This window comes from Clostridium sp. AWRP (assembly GCF_004006395.2).
In the GTDB taxonomy this organism is placed as follows: domain Bacteria; phylum Bacillota; class Clostridia; order Clostridiales; family Clostridiaceae; genus Clostridium_B.
In genome coordinates, this window is record NZ_CP029758.2 from 2,271,588 (window position 1) to 2,291,300 (window position 19,713).

Annotated in this window: 20 protein-coding genes; 15 read left to right on the forward strand and 5 right to left on the reverse strand. The window is 31.9% G+C overall.

What is annotated here, in order from left to right:
• Window positions 1–131: 131 nt before the first annotated feature.
• The 3 genes from DMR38_RS10515 (at window position 132) to DMR38_RS10525 (ending at window position 3,256) form a co-directional block, all read left to right on the forward strand.
• Window positions 132–755, forward strand: coding sequence for a cobalamin-dependent protein (locus DMR38_RS10515; RefSeq protein ID WP_127721277.1), 624 nt, complete (start codon window positions 132–134; stop codon window positions 753–755).
• Between the two features lie 4 nt (window positions 756–759).
• Window positions 760–1,869 (forward strand): uroporphyrinogen decarboxylase family protein, encoded by a 1,110-nt coding sequence (locus tag DMR38_RS10520; RefSeq protein ID WP_127721278.1) that lies wholly within the window; start codon window positions 760–762, stop codon window positions 1,867–1,869.
• 244 nt (window positions 1,870–2,113) lie between these two features.
• Complete coding sequence (locus DMR38_RS10525; RefSeq protein ID WP_127721279.1) at window positions 2,114–3,256, forward strand: uroporphyrinogen decarboxylase family protein; 1,143 nt, start codon at window positions 2,114–2,116, stop codon at window positions 3,254–3,256.
• Window positions 3,257–3,345: 89 nt separating this feature from the next.
• On the opposite strand, the gene DMR38_RS10530 is transcribed toward DMR38_RS10525, so the two are convergent.
• The 3 genes from DMR38_RS10530 to DMR38_RS10540 form a co-directional block, all read right to left on the reverse strand.
• Window positions 3,346–5,235, reverse strand: coding sequence for a PTS fructose transporter subunit IIABC (locus DMR38_RS10530; RefSeq protein WP_127721280.1), 1,890 nt, complete (start codon window positions 5,233–5,235; stop codon window positions 3,346–3,348).
• Between the two features lie 310 nt (window positions 5,236–5,545).
• A complete protein-coding gene (pfkB, locus tag DMR38_RS10535; RefSeq protein WP_127721281.1) occupies window positions 5,546–6,451 on the reverse strand; it encodes a 1-phosphofructokinase in 906 nt (301 codons plus the stop codon).
• Window positions 6,451–7,200 carry a DeoR/GlpR family DNA-binding transcription regulator gene (locus DMR38_RS10540; protein WP_127721282.1) on the reverse strand — a complete coding sequence of 250 codons (750 nt, stop codon included), beginning with the start codon at window positions 7,198–7,200 and terminating at the stop codon, window positions 6,451–6,453. Before DMR38_RS10540 ends, pfkB begins: the two co-directional genes overlap by 1 nt.
• Before the next feature lie 423 nt (window positions 7,201–7,623).
• Between DMR38_RS10540 and DMR38_RS10545 the strand changes: the two genes are divergently transcribed.
• From DMR38_RS10545 to DMR38_RS10590, 10 genes are all read left to right on the forward strand, one after another.
• The gene (locus DMR38_RS10545) at window positions 7,624–8,421 is read left to right on the forward strand and encodes a methyltetrahydrofolate cobalamin methyltransferase (RefSeq protein WP_127721283.1); all 798 of its coding nucleotides are present in this window, start codon (window positions 7,624–7,626) and stop codon (window positions 8,419–8,421) included.
• A complete protein-coding gene (locus DMR38_RS10550) occupies window positions 8,414–9,145 on the forward strand; it encodes a DUF1638 domain-containing protein (RefSeq protein WP_175412984.1) in 732 nt (243 codons plus the stop codon). The genes DMR38_RS10545 and DMR38_RS10550 overlap by 8 nt, the downstream gene beginning before the upstream one ends.
• Entirely contained in the window at window positions 9,142–9,750 is a 609-nt protein-coding gene (locus DMR38_RS10555) for a GTP-binding protein (RefSeq protein WP_127721284.1), read from the forward strand. Before DMR38_RS10550 ends, DMR38_RS10555 begins: the two co-directional genes overlap by 4 nt.
• On the forward strand, window positions 9,743–10,195 hold the full coding sequence (locus DMR38_RS10560; protein WP_127721285.1) for a hypothetical protein: 453 nt from the start codon (window positions 9,743–9,745) through the stop codon (window positions 10,193–10,195). Before DMR38_RS10555 ends, DMR38_RS10560 begins: the two co-directional genes overlap by 8 nt.
• Window positions 10,196–10,234: 39 nt before the next feature.
• The gene (locus tag DMR38_RS10565) at window positions 10,235–10,789 is read left to right on the forward strand and encodes a DUF2284 domain-containing protein (RefSeq protein ID WP_127721286.1); all 555 of its coding nucleotides are present in this window, start codon (window positions 10,235–10,237) and stop codon (window positions 10,787–10,789) included.
• 50 nt (window positions 10,790–10,839) lie between these two features.
• The gene (locus DMR38_RS10570; RefSeq protein WP_127721287.1) at window positions 10,840–11,466 is read left to right on the forward strand and encodes a cobalamin-dependent protein; all 627 of its coding nucleotides are present in this window, start codon (window positions 10,840–10,842) and stop codon (window positions 11,464–11,466) included.
• Window position 11,467: 1 nt separating this feature from the next.
• Window positions 11,468–11,686 (forward strand): uroporphyrinogen decarboxylase family protein, encoded by a 219-nt coding sequence (locus tag DMR38_RS22295; protein WP_243124549.1) that lies wholly within the window; start codon window positions 11,468–11,470, stop codon window positions 11,684–11,686.
• Between the two features lie 94 nt (window positions 11,687–11,780).
• The gene (locus tag DMR38_RS10580; RefSeq protein ID WP_127721288.1) at window positions 11,781–12,578 is read left to right on the forward strand and encodes a methyltetrahydrofolate cobalamin methyltransferase; all 798 of its coding nucleotides are present in this window, start codon (window positions 11,781–11,783) and stop codon (window positions 12,576–12,578) included.
• Between the two features lie 111 nt (window positions 12,579–12,689).
• Window positions 12,690–13,316, forward strand: a complete 627-nt coding sequence (locus tag DMR38_RS10585; RefSeq protein ID WP_127721289.1) for a cobalamin-dependent protein — start codon at window positions 12,690–12,692, stop codon at window positions 13,314–13,316.
• 1 nt (window position 13,317) lies between these two features.
• Window positions 13,318–14,430 carry a uroporphyrinogen decarboxylase family protein gene (locus DMR38_RS10590; protein WP_127721290.1) on the forward strand — a complete coding sequence of 371 codons (1,113 nt, stop codon included), beginning with the start codon at window positions 13,318–13,320 and terminating at the stop codon, window positions 14,428–14,430.
• Between the two features lie 46 nt (window positions 14,431–14,476).
• On the opposite strand, the gene DMR38_RS10595 is transcribed toward DMR38_RS10590, so the two are convergent.
• Both DMR38_RS10595 and DMR38_RS10600 read right to left on the reverse strand, forming a co-directional pair.
• Window positions 14,477–16,330: an ASKHA domain-containing protein gene (locus tag DMR38_RS10595; protein ID WP_127721291.1), complete on the reverse strand. Its 1,854-nt coding sequence runs from the start codon at window positions 16,328–16,330 to the stop codon at window positions 14,477–14,479.
• Between the two features lie 49 nt (window positions 16,331–16,379).
• Complete coding sequence (locus tag DMR38_RS10600) at window positions 16,380–17,933, reverse strand: helix-turn-helix domain-containing protein (RefSeq protein ID WP_127721292.1); 1,554 nt, start codon at window positions 17,931–17,933, stop codon at window positions 16,380–16,382.
• A 189-nt stretch (window positions 17,934–18,122) separates the two neighbouring features.
• Between DMR38_RS10600 and DMR38_RS10605 the strand changes: the two genes are divergently transcribed.
• Together DMR38_RS10605 and DMR38_RS10610 are read left to right on the forward strand one after the other, a co-directional pair.
• Entirely contained in the window at window positions 18,123–18,758 is a 636-nt protein-coding gene (locus tag DMR38_RS10605; protein WP_127721293.1) for a cobalamin-dependent protein, read from the forward strand.
• Window positions 18,759–18,803: 45 nt separating this feature from the next.
• The gene (locus tag DMR38_RS10610; protein WP_127721294.1) at window positions 18,804–19,649 is read left to right on the forward strand and encodes a purine-nucleoside phosphorylase; all 846 of its coding nucleotides are present in this window, start codon (window positions 18,804–18,806) and stop codon (window positions 19,647–19,649) included.
• Window positions 19,650–19,713: the final 64 nt, after the last annotated feature.

Here is a 19,713-nt window from a genome sequence, read left to right on the forward strand (position 1 = left end):
GCTTATTGAAAATACTCATAATGTATAAATAAATATGCTATATTTATTCATTATGCAGGGTGAATTTCCATAATATATATGTTATCCTGTTATTGAACAAGTAATTACTTTATATTAAAGGGGGAAATGTTATGAGTAAAAAGTTAGTTGATGCAATGGCTGACTTAGATGAAGACGTTGTCTTATCAGAGGTAAAGGCACAAAAAGAAAATGGAACACCAGTATTAGATATAATAGCAGATTTACAGGAAGGAATGGGGATTGTAGGAAACAGATTTGAAAAAAAGGAATATTTTTTATCTGAACTCATTATGTCGGCAGAAGTTTTTAATGAAGCTTCAGAAATCATTGGAGGATTGGGAGAGTCCACTGGATCAAGCAATGGCATATTTGTAATGGGAACTATTTACGATGATATACACGATATAGGAAAGAATATAGTAACTACGGTAATGAAAAGTAATGGGTTTGATGTAAAGGATTTAGGTGTTGATGTGCCTACATCAAAATACATTGAGGCTATAAAGCAATATAAGCCAAAGGTAATAGGAATATCCTGCCTTTTGACTACTTGCTTTGACAATGTAAAACAGTGCATAAAGGAAATAGAAGATGCAGGACTTAGAAAAGATTTAAAGATTCTAGTTGGAGGTGGCCCTGTAGACGATGCGGCAGGAAAATATATGGGTGCAGATTTAGTTTGTAAGGATGCACAGCAAACTGTAGATTTTTGTAAAAAAGCCATGGGGGTGTAATAAAATGAAAACTACAGAAGAACTGTATAGTGAACGTTTAAATAGAATAAAGGCAGCCATAACATTGCAAAAAAATGATAGACCTCCTTTTTCTATGAATTCATCTGCCTTTTGTGTTAAATATGCAGGTGGAAAATTATCCGATATGGTTACTAATGTAGAATATGGAAACTCCTTAATTTTGAAGGCGGTAAAATCTCTTGGAGTAGTAGATTGTATACAAGGTGGAGCAGACTTTCCACCTATGATGGGTACAGTGTACCTTTCGCCAACTAAGCTTCCAGGTAGAGAACTTCCTTGTGATACTTTATGGCAAATTGATGAAAAAGGTCTTATGACAGAAGAAGATTATGACACGATTATAGATAAAGGATGGAATTATTTTTCACAAAAATTTATAAAGGAAAGGTTGGGAAACCTTTATAAAGATATTGAATATTTTATGCCACTTGCTCCTAAGTTGAATAAAAAAATTGTGGATGAGGGATATGTAATTTTAACGGAAGCTGTAGCTCTACCTCCTTTTGAAACTATAAGCGGAGCACGTTCCATATCAAAGTTTATGAGGGATCTATATAGGATGCCTGATAAAGTACAAGCTGCCCTTGATGTAATTTTAGAAGATACTTTGGAGAGTTTAAGACAACAGATACGTGAGGTTAAGCCTTTGACAGTGTTTGTTGGAGCAGCTCGTGCAGCTGGAGATTTTTTGTCATTAAAATTATTTGACAGATTTATGTGGCCATACCTTAAAAAGATAGTAGAAGTAGTAGTGGATGAAGGATCATTTGCATATCTCCATTTAGATATGTGTTGGGATCGTTTTCTGGATTACTTTTTGGAACTTCCAAAAGCTAAGTGCATTTTTTCACCGGATAGTACAACAGATATATTTAAGGCAAAAAAAGTTTTAGATGGTCATATGTGTATTATGGGAGATGTTTCTCCATCGCTTTTAACGTTAGGTACAGCAGATGAAGTACATGCTTACTGTATGCGCCTTATGAAAGAAATTGGTCCTGACGGATTTATTATGGCTGCAGGGTGTATGCTTCCTGCAAATGCTAAAGTAGAAAATGTAAAAGCTATGCTTTCTGCAACTTGTGGAAAATAATACAAAAGATAGGGATGTGTTTTATATACAAATGTTATTAAAAAAGAGTACATACTGATACGATTTGGTATAAATCCTGCCAGACTTATTCTAAATTAATAATATCAGTTAAAGTACTCAGATAAATTATACTCAAAGTAAATTAAATGTGTCAATAACTAAAATTATAATAGAGTCAATTGAAATGAAAAATAATGAACAACTAATTGTATATGAAATGTAAAAAATATGGGGGTGTAATAAAATGATACCACAAAAAATGACTGAAATACGTAATAAAAGGGTTATGGCTGCACTTAATATGGAGAAAACAGATAGAATTCCAATATTTCTTTCTGGACAGATGTATTATAATTTTATAGATCCTACAATGACTATTGCTGATTATTGGAGAAGACCTGAATTAGTGGATGAAAAACTTATAGAGGCTGCAGAGCTTCCTATACTCGATGAAATGGATTCAGCTCCCACATGTACAGGAATACCTATGGAAACTTTTCTGCAAAGTTTTGCAGCTATGTGGTTTGCAAAGATGAAAGTGCCTGGACGTGAATTAGGTGATAATGTACTATGGCAGATTGATGAACAAGGACCTATGACAGAAGAAGACTATGATACAATTATAGACAAAGGCTGGGAATATATGAAGAAAGAACTCTATAATAGAATTGGATATCATCCAGAAGAGCTTCCTCAAATGGATATGGGGTATGTTGGAAAACTTCAAAAAAGAATAGCTTCTCTTGGAAAAACAACGGTTGGCATGTCCGGTGGATTATTACCTATACCACCATTTGAAACTTTAAGTGGTGCACGTAAATTGTCTAAGTTCTTTAGGGATTTATATCGTATGCCTGACAAAGTTAGGGCAGCATTAGATGTTATGGAAGAGGCAGAATTAAAAAATACGGTTAAAGCTATGAAAGCTATTCCTGGTGTATATGGATTCATAGGTGGAAGCCGATGCGGATGTGACTTTATATCACCCAAAATTTTTGAGAAATTCTATTTCACATATCATCAAAAGCTAGTGCCTGTAATGCAGGAAAATAATGTAAAAACGTGGTTCCATATGGACGGTAACTGGGAAGCATTTTTACCTTACTTTAGGGAATTCCCTAAAGCTCAGTGTATATGGGATCCTGATCATGTAACTGATATTCGAAAAATTAAAGAAATACTGGGAGACAAGATGTGTATTACCGGCAACGTGCCTCCAGCATTTACATCAGTTGGTACACCTGAAGACTGTTACAAGTATGCTAAGGATCTTGTGGAATTATTTAAAGATCATGATGGCTTTATTATGAACTCAGCTTGCAGTGTTCCACCTAATGCAAAACGAAAAAATATAGAAGCTGTTATTTTAGCAACTCTTGGTAAGTAATTTGAATTAGAATATTTAATTTTAAAAATAGAAGATGTTTCTGGGAGGTTCCCAGAAACATCTTCTATAAAAAATAATAATTGTAATTTTTAATCCAAGGTTTTTTTCATAAAGCCTAATAAGGATGCGGTTATAAAAGAACCTATTAATATAGCAAATACATATAAGAGTGGATTACCGCTAACTATTGGTATTACGAATATGCCGCCGTGAGGTGCAGGAAGTCCTATGTTGAACATCATGGATAATCCTCCAGCAACAGCAGCTCCCACTACAGATGCAGGGATTACTCTTGCAGGGTCTGAAGCTGCAAATGGTATAGCACCTTCGGTTATAAAAGTAGCTCCCATTATATAACAAGTTTTTCCTGCATCTCTTTCTTCTCTTGTAAACTTATGTTTAAAAAATGTAGTAGCAATAGCAATTCCAAGAGGAGGAACCATTCCACCTGCCATTATTGCAGCATGAGGGGTGAATTTACCTGCAGCTATCATGGCTATTCCAAAAGTATAAGCTGCTTTATTTACAGGGCCTCCCATGTCTACAGCCATCATTCCACCTAATATAATTCCTAAAATAACTTTATTGGTTGTTCCCATTGATCCAAGCCATTGTTCTAGAGCTGTATTTATAGCTTTTACAGGATTTACAATAAACAAAAGCATTATGGCTCCGGTAATTAATATTCCAAATAAGGGATATAGAAGTACAGGCTTTATACCTTCAAGTGAAGCAGGTAGTCCAGAAAAGACTTTCTTTAGTAATATAACAACATAACCACCTAAAAATCCAGCAATTAATCCACCTAGAAATCCAGCTCCATTATTAGCTGCTATAAAACCTCCAACCATAGCAGGTGCAAAACCAGGTCTATCTGCTATACTCATTCCAATAAAACCAGCAAGTACAGGTACCATAAGAGAAAATGCGTAAGTACCGCCTATATCATGTAATAGCTTGGCCACAACATTAAAAGACGGATCTTTAGGATCAAAGCTTTTAATGCCAAACATAAATGATATAGCTATAAGTATACCTCCACCTACGACGAAGGGAAGCATATTTGAAACACCATTCATCAGATGTTTATAAAAACCTGTTCGCTGTTTTTTATCTAATTTAGATCCTTCAACTTTTTTATCTGAATGATATGTAGGAAGATCATCTCTTAAAGCTTTATTTATAAGTCCTTCAGGATCTTTAATTGCATCAGATACGGATACCTGGATTAATTTTTTGCCATTAAATCTTGTCATTTCAACTTGCTTATCTGCAGCTACAATTATGCCATCTGCCTTTTGTATGTCTTCATCAGTAAGCTTATTTTTTACACCAGTAGATCCATTTGTTTCTACCTTAATTTCAATTCCCATATCTTTAGCTTTGTTATTTAAAGCATCTGCCGCCATATATGTATGTGCTATGCCTGTAGGACAAGCTGTAACTGCTAATACTAATTTACTAGGTGATTTACTTATATTGTTTTCTTTAGATGTAGTGCTATGATTTTTAGATTTTACATATTCAGCTTCTTGTTTATCTATGAGATTTAATACTTCATCTTTAGATTTTGCATTTATAAGTTTGTTTTTGAATTCTTCATTCATAAGCATACTGGATAATCTGGCAAGGGTATCTAAATGTTCATTATCGGCACCTTCGCTTGCTGCTATCATAAAAAATAATTGGGCATCGGTTCCATCTAAGGATTCGTAGTCTAATCCTTCTTTTTTTATTCCAAAAGCTAAGGAAGGAATTTTTACGGCTGCTGTTTTTGCGTGGGGAATTGCTATACCTTCTCCTATTCCTGTAGAGAACTCAGATTCTCTTTTAAGTATCTGTTTTTTATATTCCTCTTTATTGTTTAATTTCCCAGCTGAATCGAGTATACTTATAAGTTCGTCTATTACTTCTAATTTGCTATTTGATTCTAATTTAAGTTTTATTGTACTTTCTTCTAAAAGTTCAGTGATTTTCATAATTTTACCTCCATTGTAAATTAATATTTCAACTTTTGCACATATAAAAATTTTGGTTTAATATAAAAAATTGTGAAACAATTTAATTAGTTGAAAATTGACAATTGATAGTGGGCAGTGAAGGTGGATTTTTTTCCGTTACACTACAAAAAATCTTTGATTAAGCTTTTCATCACTCGTTTTGCTAAAGCGAAACATTGCTTATTTATATAAATTTAAAGATTTTTTGCGACAGCTAAAAATCATCCTTCACTATTAATTTTTCATTCTTAATTTTTAACTTACGAAGCTTTGCAAAGCTTTTAAACTGTTAAAGTTTAGCTATTTGTACATTAGAAAGTAAATTCTCAACATCCTCTTTTTTACATAAATCTTTAGAAAAAGCAGTTGCACTTCCGGAAGCAGCACCATATCTAAAACTTTCAACTATGTTAAAACTTTTTGTATATTGGGCAAGAAAACCAGCTACAACGGAATCACCAGCACCTACGGAATTTCTTACTTCTCCTTTTGGTGCAGAAGCAGTGTAAATGCCTTCATCACATAAAAGCAGAGCACCATGCTTTCCCATTGAAATTATTATGTTTTGGGCACCCATATCTTTTAATTTATTGGCATAATAAATACAATTTTTCATATCTTTAATTTCTACATCAAATATGTCTCCAAGTTCATGTATATTAGGTTTTATTAGAAATGGTTTATATTTTAATGTAGAAGTAAGAGCACCTCCGGTAGTATCTACTATAACTTTACTGTTTTTACATTTTTCTTGAATTATAGAATATATATTGGATGGTATAGATTTTTGTACATTTCCTGCAAGTACTATAAAATCTTCCGGTTTTAAATTTTCTATTTTTTTGAATAGTTCATTTAAATTGCAACTATCTATATGTGGTCCTGCAGCATTTATTTCAGTTTCTTGATTGGATTTAAGTTTTATATTTATTCTTGTATCTTCACTAACTTGTATAAAATCTGTAAGAATGCCAGAATCTTTAAGAAAATCCTCTATAAACTTGCCAGTAAATCCACCTATGAATCCCAATGCTTTACTTGGTGTTCCAAGATTGCTTAGAACTCTGGACACATTTATTCCTTTTCCACCGGCATATTTTTTTTCATTTACAACTCTATTTATGGAGCCTAAAATTAAGTTATCAGTTTGTATAACATAGTCTATTGAAGGATTTAAGGTTACTGTATATATCATTAATCTGTCACAACCTTTACTTTAGTTTTTTGTATATATTTTTCATAATTTTCTATTTTACAGTCTGTAATTATAGAAGCCTGATCTAAATTTCCTACCTTTACAAAACTTACTTCTCCAAATTTACTCTCATCTGCAAGGATGTAGCTTTGATCTGAATGTTTAATGGCATTTTCTTTAAGTATAGCTTCTTCAGAGTCGGGAGTAGTAAATCCGTATTTTAGATGAATACCGTTTATACCTAAAAAGCATTTGTCAAATCTAAATTTTTCAATACTTTTAAGTGCATCACATCCTATAACAGCTTTTGTACTATTTTTAACTTTTCCTCCTAGTATATATCCATTTATATTGTTTTCAATAATAGCATTTATATGATTTAATCCATTAGTTACTACTATCAAAGATTTTTTGTTTATATATTGAATCATTTCAAAAGTAGAAGTTCCTGCATCTAAATATATACAATCTCCTTCTTCTATACAAGATGCTGCAAATTTTGCTATTTTTCTTTTTTGTTCTACATTTTGAATTTGTTTTTCGTTATAAGTTGGTTCTATGAGACGGCCTTTTGGCATGGTAGCACCACCATGAATTCTCTTTAGTACATTTGTATTTTCAAGATAAGTTAAATCACGTCTTATAGTAGATTCAGATGTATTTAAAAGGTTTACTAAATCGTTAACCTTTACAATCCCATTTTGCTTTAATTTCTCTAATATTATCTTATGGCGCTGTTCTGTTAGCAAAATTGCTCACCTTCTTTCCTAGATAAAATTTATTATTAATCATTGAATGTATTTTATGTAAACATTATAATATAAAATTTTCTAAAAAACAATCATTTTAGTTCAAAAACATTCAAAATAGTTCATAAATACTTCAAGATCAATCATATAGAGAAATTCTTCCTCCAAATTTAATAAGGATGAATTATTTTTACCTAGAAAACTAAGTATGTACACAGTGTGTATAAATTAGCAATGTCAAATTCTGCATTATGTAAGATGAATTTCAAAAAAATATGTGCTATTCTATATTTAATAAATGATTTATAAGCATCTATTTAATATTAAAAGAAATAATAATTATAACCTAAATTGTAAATGTTTTAATTAAATTGTTTATTAGAAAATTATGAAAATGAGGTAAAAATAGGAGGAGGTTAAAATATGTTAATAATAGGAGAATTAATAAATACAAGCAGGAAGCTTATACGTGAAGCTGTAGAAAAAAAAGATGGAAACTATATACAGGAAATTGCAAAAAAACAAGAAGAAGCAGGGGCAACTTATATAGACGTAAACTGTGGAACATTTATGCAAACTGAAGTGGAAACCATGGAATGGCTGGTTGAAAATATTCTTCAGGCAACAGACCTTCCATTATGTATAGATAGTCCTAACCCTCTAGCGCTAGAAGCTGGATTAAAAAAAGTAAAAAGTGGAAAACCAATGATTAATTCCATAACAGGAGAGAATGAAAGGTGGAATACAATACTTCCACTGGTAAAAAAGTTTAATTCTAAAATAATAGCACTTTGTATTGACAACACAGGAATGCCAAAGACACAGGAAGACAGGCTTAGAATAGCAGATTCCCTTATAACAAAACTTACTGGAGAAGGAATAGCTCTTGATGATATATATATAGATCCACTTATAAAACCAATAAGTGCAGGACAAAACAATGGAATAGAAGTATTATCTGCAATACAAAAAATAATGGAAAGCTATCCAGGAGTACATACTACCTGCGGATTAAGTAATATATCCTATAGCTTGCCAGCAAGAAAAGTATTGAATAGATTATTTATGGTTCAAACTATGGCTCGTGGAATGGACTCATACATTATGGATCCAACAAACAAGGAAATGAGGGGTGCTTTACTTGCATCACAAACATTACTTGGACAAGATAGATTTTCAAGAAAGTTCATTAAAGCATTCCGTGAGGGATTATATGAGTAATATAAGAACTGTCGTGGTGGCATGCAGGACTATTAAAGAGGAATTAGAAAGGGTAATTAATGAAATTCATTGTGATTATCCTATATTATGGATAGAATCAGGGCTGCACCTTAATACAGGGGAATTAAGAAAGTGTCTACAAGAAAAATTAGATAGTATATCAAATGTAGATCAGGTGCTTTTAGCTTTTGGTTACTGCGGAAATGCCGTCATCGGATTAAAATCATTAGATTATAAAGTTATTTTTCCACGAGTAGATGATTGTATTACTTTATTGCTTGGTTCTAGTGAAAGACGAAAAAATATTTCAAAAGAAAAGGAAACTTATTTTCTCACTAAAGGATGGCTGAATTCTGAAAGAAACATATGGGTTGAGTACAAGGATACAGTAAAAAAATTTGGGAAAGCTAAAGCAGATAAGGTATATAAAATAATGCTAGGAAATTATGAAAGACTTGGAGTTATTGAAACAGAAACTGATGAATCAGAAGACTTTATAAAAATAACTCATCAGGTTGCAGCAGATTTAAAATTAAAACAGGAAGTAATTCCTGGAACAATTAGTTATATTAAAAAGCTTTTAACTGGTCCTTGGAATAATGATGAATTTGTAGTAATTAACCCCTATGAAACGGTATCAATGGAACATATATATGGTATATCTGAAGCTCAAAAAAATAATTTGAACTCTAGTTCCAATGAAAAGGATGGTGTAATTAAATGAATTTAATTATTTTTGGAGGATTTCTTGGTTCTGGTAAAACAAGTTTAATATTATCACTAGCACATTTTTTAGTTGAAAAGCAAAGTCCCAATAAGCAAAATCTTGTAATAATTGAAAATGAAGTTGGAGAAACGGGCATTGATGACAAAGTGCTTAAAAGTAAAGGATTAAGTGTAAAAGAATTATTTTCTGGGTGTATTTGTTGTCAGCTTTCATCTGACCTCATAATTACTTTAAATGATCTTCGTGAAAAAGTTGATCCCGAATGGGTAATTATTGAAACTACAGGACTAGCTTATCCTAGCAAGATTTTAGGTACACTTAATAAATATGGTAAGGGAATAGAAAGCATACGGATTGTAAGTGTAGTTGATGCAGAACGATTTGAAGAACTTACTGAAATAGCACCGGTACTTATAAAATCACAGATATCAGATGGAAATACAATTCTTGTAAATAAGATAGATCTAGTTACAGATAAGCAATTAAAAAATATAGAACATTCTGTAAAAGAAGTTAATCCAAAGGCTAGCTTATATAAGGTATCTGCAAATAAAAATATAAATGATAGTATATGGAAAGAGGTGGCTAAAAGTAATGAATAATCATGAACATGACCATTCCCATTGTGAGGAACATCACCACCATCATCATTGTGATGAAACTGAAGAAGGTTTATATGGAGAATTGAATGAAGTACCAGCTGTTTTTTCATATACAGAGTCCTTTGAACTTAAAAAAGAAGCTAAAGCAGATAAGTTACAGGAATCTTTTGTACATTGGATCGAAAGTTTAAGAAAGTGGTCCATAGAAAATAAACATTTTATAGGTCATATTAAAATCTTTGTAAAGGATGAAAAGGATTTTAATCTATGGGTTGCTACTACAGGAAAGAAGATTAATCTTAAAACCTTTTCTGAAAATAATGATTATGATATAAAAAATATTACAGTGAATATGACAGCTATTGTTTTTGGGACTGATGAAGAAACTTTAAAATCTGTAGTGTTAAAAAAATTAGATGAAGAGCTTTTGTGCTATATGAATTAAACATATTTTAATATTTTATAGTTTAGGAGGAACTAATATATGAAAATTAATTCTGACGATTTGGTCAAAGATGTACTTGAGTTAGATGCAAGTTACGCAGCAGTTATAGACACATCAAAAATTAAATTTCATGAAGATTACAGAAAAGCCTGTGAGAAAAATATTTGTGGCAATTATGACACCAATTGGATGGGCCCACCAGCTATTGGCCCTATATCAGAATTAATGGAAAAAGTTAAACAGTATAGAAAAGGACTTTTAATACAGACAGTTCATAAATTGTCTAATTCTTTTGACTGGAGAGGTATGGCTGCTTCTAAAGATGTTCATGAAAAAATATTTAGAAATATTGTTAACAGTATAAAAGACAAATATGAGTTTGAGGATATTCTACCTCTAAATGCAGGATGTTGTACAGTGTGTAAAAGATGTACCTATCTTGATGGAAAAGAGTGCAGATACCCAGATAAAGCACTTTCATCTGTTGAAGCTTATGGAATTGATGTTATGGCACTTGAAAAAGGGGCAGAAATTCCATATTATAATGGCTTAAATACACTTTCTTATGTAGGACTTATACTTTTTAATGGATGATTTATTTAAAAGATATTATATTCAATTTGAATTAAAGGGAGGATATGAAAATGAATAAAAAGTTAGTTGATGCAATGGCAGATTTGGATGAAGATGTTGTTTTAGCAGAGGTAAAAGCACAAAAGGAAAATGGAACACCAGTATTAGATATAATAGCGGATTTACAGGAAGGCATGGGAATTGTAGGAAACAGATTTGAAAAAAAGGAATATTTTTTATCTGAACTTATTATGTCAGCAGAAGTGTTTAATGAGGCATCAGAGATCATTGGAGGATTAGGAGAAGCTGCAGGACCAAATAACGGAATATTTGTAATGGGAACTATTTATGATGATATACATGATATAGGGAAAAATATTGTAACTACTGTAATGAAAAGCAATGGCTTTGACGTAAAAGACCTTGGAGTTGATGTACCTACATCAAAATATATTGAAGCTATAAAGCAATATAAACCTAAGGTAATAGGAATATCATGTCTTTTGACTACTTGCTTTGATAATGTAAAACAATGCATAAAGGAAATAGAAGATGCAGGACTTAGAAAGGATTTAAAGATTCTAGTTGGAGGGGGTCCTGTAGACGAGGCGGCAGGAAAATACATGGGTGCAGATTTAGTTTGTAAAGATGCACAGCAGACTGTAGATTTTTGTAAAAAAGCTATGGGGGTAAAGTAAGTTGGATTCATTAAAGGATTTGGGAGATGTTGACCCATTAGTATTTATGTCAAGAGTTAAGCTCCATGGACGAGAACTTCCTGATGGTAGGTATAGTTATAGTAAAAAGCTTATTGATGATATGGGTACAGGATTTATTCTAGCTAGTGGATGCTTAATACCTCCAAATGCAAAAGTTGGAAATGTAAAAGCTATGATTTCTGCAGCTACAGACAGGTAAAAAAATAATTATTATAAGTTAAATTGTAAATGTTTTAATTAAATTGTTTGCTAGAAAATTATGAAAATCATGTAAAATAAAAGGAGATTAAAATATGTTAATAATAGGAGAATTAATAAATACAAGCAGGAAGCTTATACGTGAAGCTGTAGAAAAAAAAGATGGAAACTACATACAGGAAATTGCAAAAAAACAAGAAGAAGCAGGGGCAACTTATATAGATGTAAACTGTGGAACATTTATGCAAACTGAAGTGGAAACCATGGAATGGCTGGTTGAAAATATTCTTCAGGCAACAGACCTTCCATTATGTATAGATAGTCCTAACCCTCTAGCGCTAGAAGCCGGATTAAAAAAAGTAAAAAATGGGAAACCAATGATCAATTCCATAACAGGAGAGGATGAAAGGTGGAATACAATACTACCACTGGTAAAAAAGTTTAATTCTAAAATAATAGCTCTTTGTATTGACAACACAGGAATGCCAAAGACACAGGAAGACAGGCTTAGAATAGCACACTCCCTTATAACAAAACTTACTGGAGAAGGAATAGCTCTTGATGATATATATATAGATCCACTTATAAAGCCAATAAGTGCAGGACAAAATAATGGAATAGAAGTACTGTCTGCAATACAAAAAATAATGGAAAGTTATCCAGGGGTACATACTACCTGCGGATTAAGTAATATATCCTATAGTTTGCCAGCAAGAAAAGTATTGAACAGATTATTTATGGTTCAAACTATGGCTCGTGGAATGGACTCATACATTATGGATCCGACAAACAAAGAAATGAGAGGTGCCTTGCTTGCATCACAAACATTACTTGGACAAGATAGGTTCTCAAGAAAGTTTATTAAAGCATTCCGTGAGGGATTATATGAGTAATTATGAGTAATATAAAAACTGTTGTGGCGGCATACAGGATAGTTAATAATAATTGAATAGGGCAATTAGTGAAACTTATATTTATTTTAGCATTAATGGGAGGATATGAAAATGAGTAAAAAATTAGTTGATGCAATGGCAGATTTGGATGAAGATGTTGTTTTAGCAGAGGTAAAAGCACAAAAGGAAAACGGAACACCAGTATTAGATATAATAGCAGATTTACAGGAAGGTATGGGAATTGTAGGAAACAGATTTGAAAAAAAGGAATATTTTTTATCTGAACTTATTATGTCAGCAGAAGTGTTTAATGAGGCATCAGAGATCATTGGAGGATTAGGAGAAGCTGCAGGACCAAATAATGGAATATTTGTAATGGGAACTATTTATGATGATATACATGATATAGGGAAAAATATTGTAACTACTGTAATGAAAAGCAATGGCTTTGACGTAAAAGACCTTGGAGTTGATGTACCTACATCAAAATATATTGAAGCTATAGAACAATATAGACCTAAGGTAATAGGAATATCATGCCTTTTGACTACTTGCTTTGATAATGTAAAACAATGCATAAAGGAAATAGAAGATGCAGGACTTAGAAAGGATTTAAAGATTCTAGTTGGAGGGGGTCCTGTAGACGAGGCGGCAGGAAAATACATGGGTGCAGATTTAGTTTGCAAAGATGCACAGCAGACAGTAGATTTCTGTAAAAAAGCTATGGGGGTAAATTAATATGAAAACAACACAACAATTATACAATGAACGTTTAGATAGATTTAGAAAAACATTAGCATTAGAAAAAACAGATAGAACACCTGTTATACTTATGAATGATTCTTTTGCCGCTAGACATATGGGATTGAAGTTGGCAGATATTTGTGGAAAAGATAGTGTCAAAGTATCGAATAAAGTTATAATAGATTCTCTAAAAGATTTGGGAGATGTGGATGGAGTTAATTCATCCTACTCTGTAGGACCTTTATTTCCATTAGAATTTATGTCAAGAGTTAAGCTTCCAGGACGAGAGCTTTCCGATGATATGCTTTGGCAGATTGATGAAGCAGAAATGATGAAGCCAGAAGATTATGATACCATTATAAATAAAGGCTGGAACAATTTTATGCCTGGTTACTTAAAAGATAGATTGGGAATTAATGTTGATGAAATTATGGCAGATGCAGCTTATGCTCCACAAGCCGATCAAAATGTCAAAGATGCTGGGTTTGTAGTATATAGTCCTGCTGCAGTTATAACTGTAAATGAATATTTGAGTGGTGGACGTTCTATGGTAAAATTTATGAGGGATTTATTTAGAATGCCTGATAAAGTTGGGGAAACTTTGGATGTTATTCAGGCAGAAGTAGTTGAAGGTATAAGAAAGCAAATAAGAGCTACTAAACCAGATGTACTTTTCCTTTCTCCAGCACGTGGAGCTAGTGAATTCTATTCTCCTAAGTTATGGGAGCGTTTTGTATGGAAATATATTAAGGAGACAGCAGATGCGGTTATAGAAGAAGGTACAATATGTAGCATCCACATTGATGGAAACTGGGAGCGTGACCTTGACTACTTTAAAGATTTTCCAAAAGGAAAGATTGTATTTGAAACAGATGGTGTAACAGATATTTATAAAATAAAAGAAAAGCTTGGAGATCATATGTGCATTAAAGGAGATGTACCTGCTGGAAAACTTGTTCTTGGTACTCCTGATGAAGTGTATGATTATGCTTCTAAACTTGTTAAAGATATGGGGGATGGATTTATTTTAGCAAGTGGATGTTCAATACCTCCAAATGCAAAAGTTGAAAATGTAAAAGCAATGATTTCTGCAGCTACAGGCAGATAGAAATAAAAAAATTCACCAGTTAAATTAAACTGGTGAATTTTTTATTCTATTTATAATACTGAAATTGCATTCCATGAGCAAATTCCCTGTTAAAATCTTTTTGCGCTCCTAATTCAATGTAAGTTACTTTACTAGCTATAGCATTAGAATGCTCATATTCGTCATTTGACAATAGTGCAAGCATTGAGCCTGTACCAGCAGCATTTCCCACTAACCGTATCTTATTTTCAAGCTCTGGTGGAATTAAACCTATTGTGCAGGCACTATGTGGATTCATATAGTTACCGAAAGCACCGGCTAAAATTACTTCTTTTATATCAGTTGTAGTTATATTACACTTTTTTATAAGTATGTTTATACCTGCAGATATAGCTCCTTTTGCTAATTGAAGTGAAGTTATATCATTTTGAGTAAGCATGATAGCACGTCCATGTGCTGTTTCCGATGGAGGAACTATTAAGAAGGCATTTGCACCTTCATAAGTTACTATATTATTTTTAAATGGAAGTGCATTTGGATTTATAAAGTTGGCAGGTGATAAAAGCTTTCCTCTTTTATTTATTATTCCAAGTCTCACAAGTCCTGCCACAATATCAAGTAGGGCAGACCCGCAAATACCTTCAGGTGTTTCATTCCCTATAACAGTGTAGGTTAGAGATTCTCCAAAGCTTACATGATCTATAGCGCCTTTTGCGCCTCTCATACCGCTGCTTATTTGAGCTCCTTCAAAAGCAGGACCTGCTGCAGCAGAACAGGAGACAAGTTTCTTTGAAGACCCTAGGACTATTTCGCCATTAGTGCCTATGTCGATGGCCAGCTTTATATCCTTACTTTTATCCATTTCTGAGGCTAAAATTACACCTACAGTATCTGCGCCTACAAACCCAGCGATATTTGGAAGCACAAATACCTTACCTGATGGATTAATGTGAAGGTTAAGATCTGATGATTTTACTTCTAGTGTTTCGCTTATTACGGGAACATAAGGTATATATGCAATATATTTTGGAGTAAGACCTAGAAATAGATGGTGCATGCAGGTATTTCCTACAATGGTAATTGCATATATGTTTTCCTTTAACATGTTTGCTTTATGTACACTATCTTCAATTAATTTATTTAATACATCCAAGAGAGTAGATTGCATTAATTTAACACCATTTTCATTTTGATTGGCAAAAGTTGTACGTGAGATTACGTCTGCTCCAAATTTTATTTGAGAGTTCATTGCTGAAGAAACAGCAAGTTTCTTTCCAGTATATAGATCCATTAGATAAGCTACAATAGTAGTAGTACCAATATCAAAAGCTATACCAAGCATACTCTTTTCAGTGTTTCCCATTTCAATACCAATAATCTCATTGCCATAGATAACTGCAGTTATATGGTGGTTTGCTTCACGAAGTTTCACGGGCAGTTCCCTTAAAACAGAAATATTCATTTTAATGTTTTTATAATTTGGTTTTTTTTGCACTAATTTTTCTTTTAAACGTTTTAAATCAGATTTCTGTTTGTCTAAAGAAGGCAAGTCTACTTCTACGTAAACTTTTTCAATAAGAGGTTTAATAGCAAAAGTCCTTTCTGTGGATGATTGTAGTATATTATATACTTCATTTTTCTTTTGATTTAGTTGAACAGTTATATCGCTGTATACTTTGATTTCACAAGCAAGGTGTATACCTTCTTTAAGTTCTTTTTCTTCTAAAAATTTAAGTTCCTTTTCTGTAGCCTTTAAGTTTTTATCTAATATTTTAATTCTACATTTACCACAGGTGCCCATTCCACCGCAGGGAAAATCAAAATCTAATCCTTCAGCTGTGATAGCTTCTTTAAGTGTAGTTCCCTCACAGACAGATATTTTGCGGTTTTCAGGTTTAAAAGTAACTGTGTAATTGTTCATTTAATATACCCCCAATAATATAAAATTTATATTGATAAATATAAACAACTTATTTAAATTCATCAATATATTCAAGTATGATAAAACTTAAATTAAGACGAAATGTAATTTTTACATCATTTAAATTAACGCCCATAATTTCTTGAATTTTTTCTATACGATGAACTAAAGTACTTCTGCAAATATTTAAAGTTTTTGATGTTTTCAACTGATTTTTTTCATTTAATAAATAAAAACGAAGACACTTTAAATATTTGGTATTATGGGATTTATCATATCTCATTAAGTTAAATATTGAATCATGACAAAAATTTTTTAAATCACTTTTTGACGAACATGTTTCTAATAAGTGGTATATTGCTAAATCTTCATAGAAAAAAAGAAACTTATTTATTTTCAGTCCCATACCAAGTGTAATAGCCTTTAAAGATTGCTCATAGTATTTTCTTGTATTAGCTAGATCGTGAAAACATCTACTTAAACCACCATGTATATTATTTTTTTTAAAGAAGTCTATGACTTTACTAAAACTGTGCTCAATATCTGATATTTTATTTTTTTGACTTATTAGTATGACAACAGAGTTTTCATATATGACAGATTTACTTCCTACTAGCATATATTCAATAGCATCTCTTACTCTGTGAAGAGGAATGTTTACAAAATTATTTTGAGGTACATTTACTACAAGTATATAGAGATTATGTTTGAAATGTAAATCTAAAAATTTTGACCTTTCTTCAATAACTCGTGTATCGGTTTCTTTTCCATTGAGTAAATCCATGATAAAATTTTCATATTTCAATCCTTTTATGTTTTGCAGGGAACTGTTTTTTTGCATTTCAGAAGCAACTACTTTACATAAAAGAAAGATAAATTCTATGTCATTTCTAGAAAATGGTTTTTGACACTCTAAGGCAGTTACATATCCAACTACTTTATCGTTAATTTTAATATTTGATATTATACGTGGAATTCTAAATTTATCTTTTCCTATAAAAATAGGAGAACTGCTTTTGTGTACTACATCAATAAAATTTCGAACATTTGACATAGGTACAAAGTTGTAGGAACAGTAGCCTTTAGTTAAAAGTTCAATCCATACGGGATCCTCTACTTTAATATCTTTAGAAGATGCAATGAGCTTAAAGCTAAGATCTAGGATACATATAGGGTTTTTAAGAATCTCACATCCCGTATTTACTATATGTTCAAGCCCCTTTCCACTTATTAAAGCATCTAATAATTTTGTTGAAGCTATACTAAATTCCTGATGCTTTATTAAGATGCTTTGTATTTCGTTGAAAGTTTTAAATATATCCATATCAGTATTCAACACTATTAAATTTACTATGGAATTTTTATCTGGCTTATATTGAAGATCGTCAGTTTTAATACAAAGTATATTTACAGCACCTTTTTGTGACGGGATTTTTTTAAAATTAAAGGTTTCGCATACATATAAATGGTCTGGTTCAAATAAAGTTTGATTTTCTTCAAGGAGTTTAACATATTTAATTGTTATTCCTTCTATTTGTGAAATATATAACCTAGGATTATAATTTTTTATTTTGCCTAGGAAAGTACGTAGATTCATTCCCATATTAAACACCTCACAATATCATAATAACCTATTATTTGACATAATAAAAGGGCTAATTTGTTATTAGAAAAGCATATTATACATATTGTATACTTTTACGTTAAAATTTCTTCATATTGTATGATGCTTTATGGATGTATTTATGATAGTTTATATACATAAGTATAAATTATGAGGGGGATATTTTTTATGAGCAAAGTACTTATAGACGCAATGGCAGAACTTGATGAAGATTTAGTCATTGAAGAAGTAAATGCTCTTATAAAAGCAAATGTACCTATAATGGACATTGTAGGTTATTTGCAAAAGGGTATTGAAATTGTAGGAAAAAGATTTCAAGAAAAAAGATACTTTATGTCTGAACTTATTATATCAGGAGAAATATTTAAAGAAGTTTCACAAATACTTAAAGATTTAATGCCTTCCGGCACAGCTAACTATGGAGTATTTGTTATGGGAACTATTTATGGAGATATACATGATGTAGGTAAAAACATAGTATGTACTGCCATGAGCAGTAATGATTTTAAAGTAATTGATCTAGGAACGGATGTATCAACTGAGAAATTTATTAAGGCAATTAAAGAATACCATCCTAAGGTTGTAGCCATTTCATGTCTTTTGACGAATTGCTTTGAAAATTTAAAGGAATGTATACAATCTATAAGAAATACAGAGTTTGGAAAAGAAATTAAGATATTAATTGGAGGGGGAGTATTGGATAAACAGGTTTGTGAATATGTAAAGGCAGACTTTTTTCCTAGAACAATTCATGAAACAGTACAATACTGTAAAGAAATATATGGGGTGAAATCTATAAAATAGTTGAAAATTTTGTGCTATAATAAATTTTAGCAGAGAGGAAGTGAAATGCATTTAATGTTTAAACAAAATGGTACGAATTTAAACTCAAATATAGAGGAGGCTGCAATTTATATAAACTCTGGAATAAAGGTAAAACCAGAGATAGCACTTATACTTGGATCGGGTCTTGGACATATTGCAGATGAAATTGAAGACAAAAAGATATATCCTTATAGTGAAATACCAAACTTTCCTATTTCTACAGTGGAAGGTCATAAAAGCTGTCTTGTTATAGGAAAGCTTCAAGGTAAGGTAGTAGCTGCAATGCAGGGCAGGTTTCATTATTATGAAGGATATTCAATGAAAGAAGTGACTTTTCCTATTAGAGTTATGAAAATGTTGGGAATTCAAAATCTAATAGTAACTAATGCTGCAGGGGGAATAAATAAAAGTTATAGAAGTGGAGATCTGATGCTTATAAGGGACCATCTAAATCTGTCAGGACAAAATCCTTTAATAGGACAGAACTTAGAAAAATTTGGGCCTAGATTTCCAGATATGTCTGAGGCATATGATAGTCGTCTTAGAGAAATGGTAAAAAGGGTGGCAGGCGAATTGCACATACCAATTCAAGAAGGAGTATATGCTTACATGAGTGGGCCAAGCTATGAAACGCCAGCTGAAATAAAGATGTTAAGTGTATTAGGAGGGGATGCAGTGGGAATGTCCACAGTTCCTGAGGTCATTGTGGCAAATCACAGTGATATGAGAATTATTGGAATATCTTGCATAACTAATATGGCAGCAGGAATATTGAAACATGCTCTAAATCATGAAGAAGTTATAAAAAATTCCCTCTATGCCAGTGAAAAATTTACAAAACTGATTAAAGCAATAATAGAAAATATATAGATTGGGGAAACTAAAACACATATTTATTATTATAATTGAAAAATATTGAGAAAATGAGATGAAT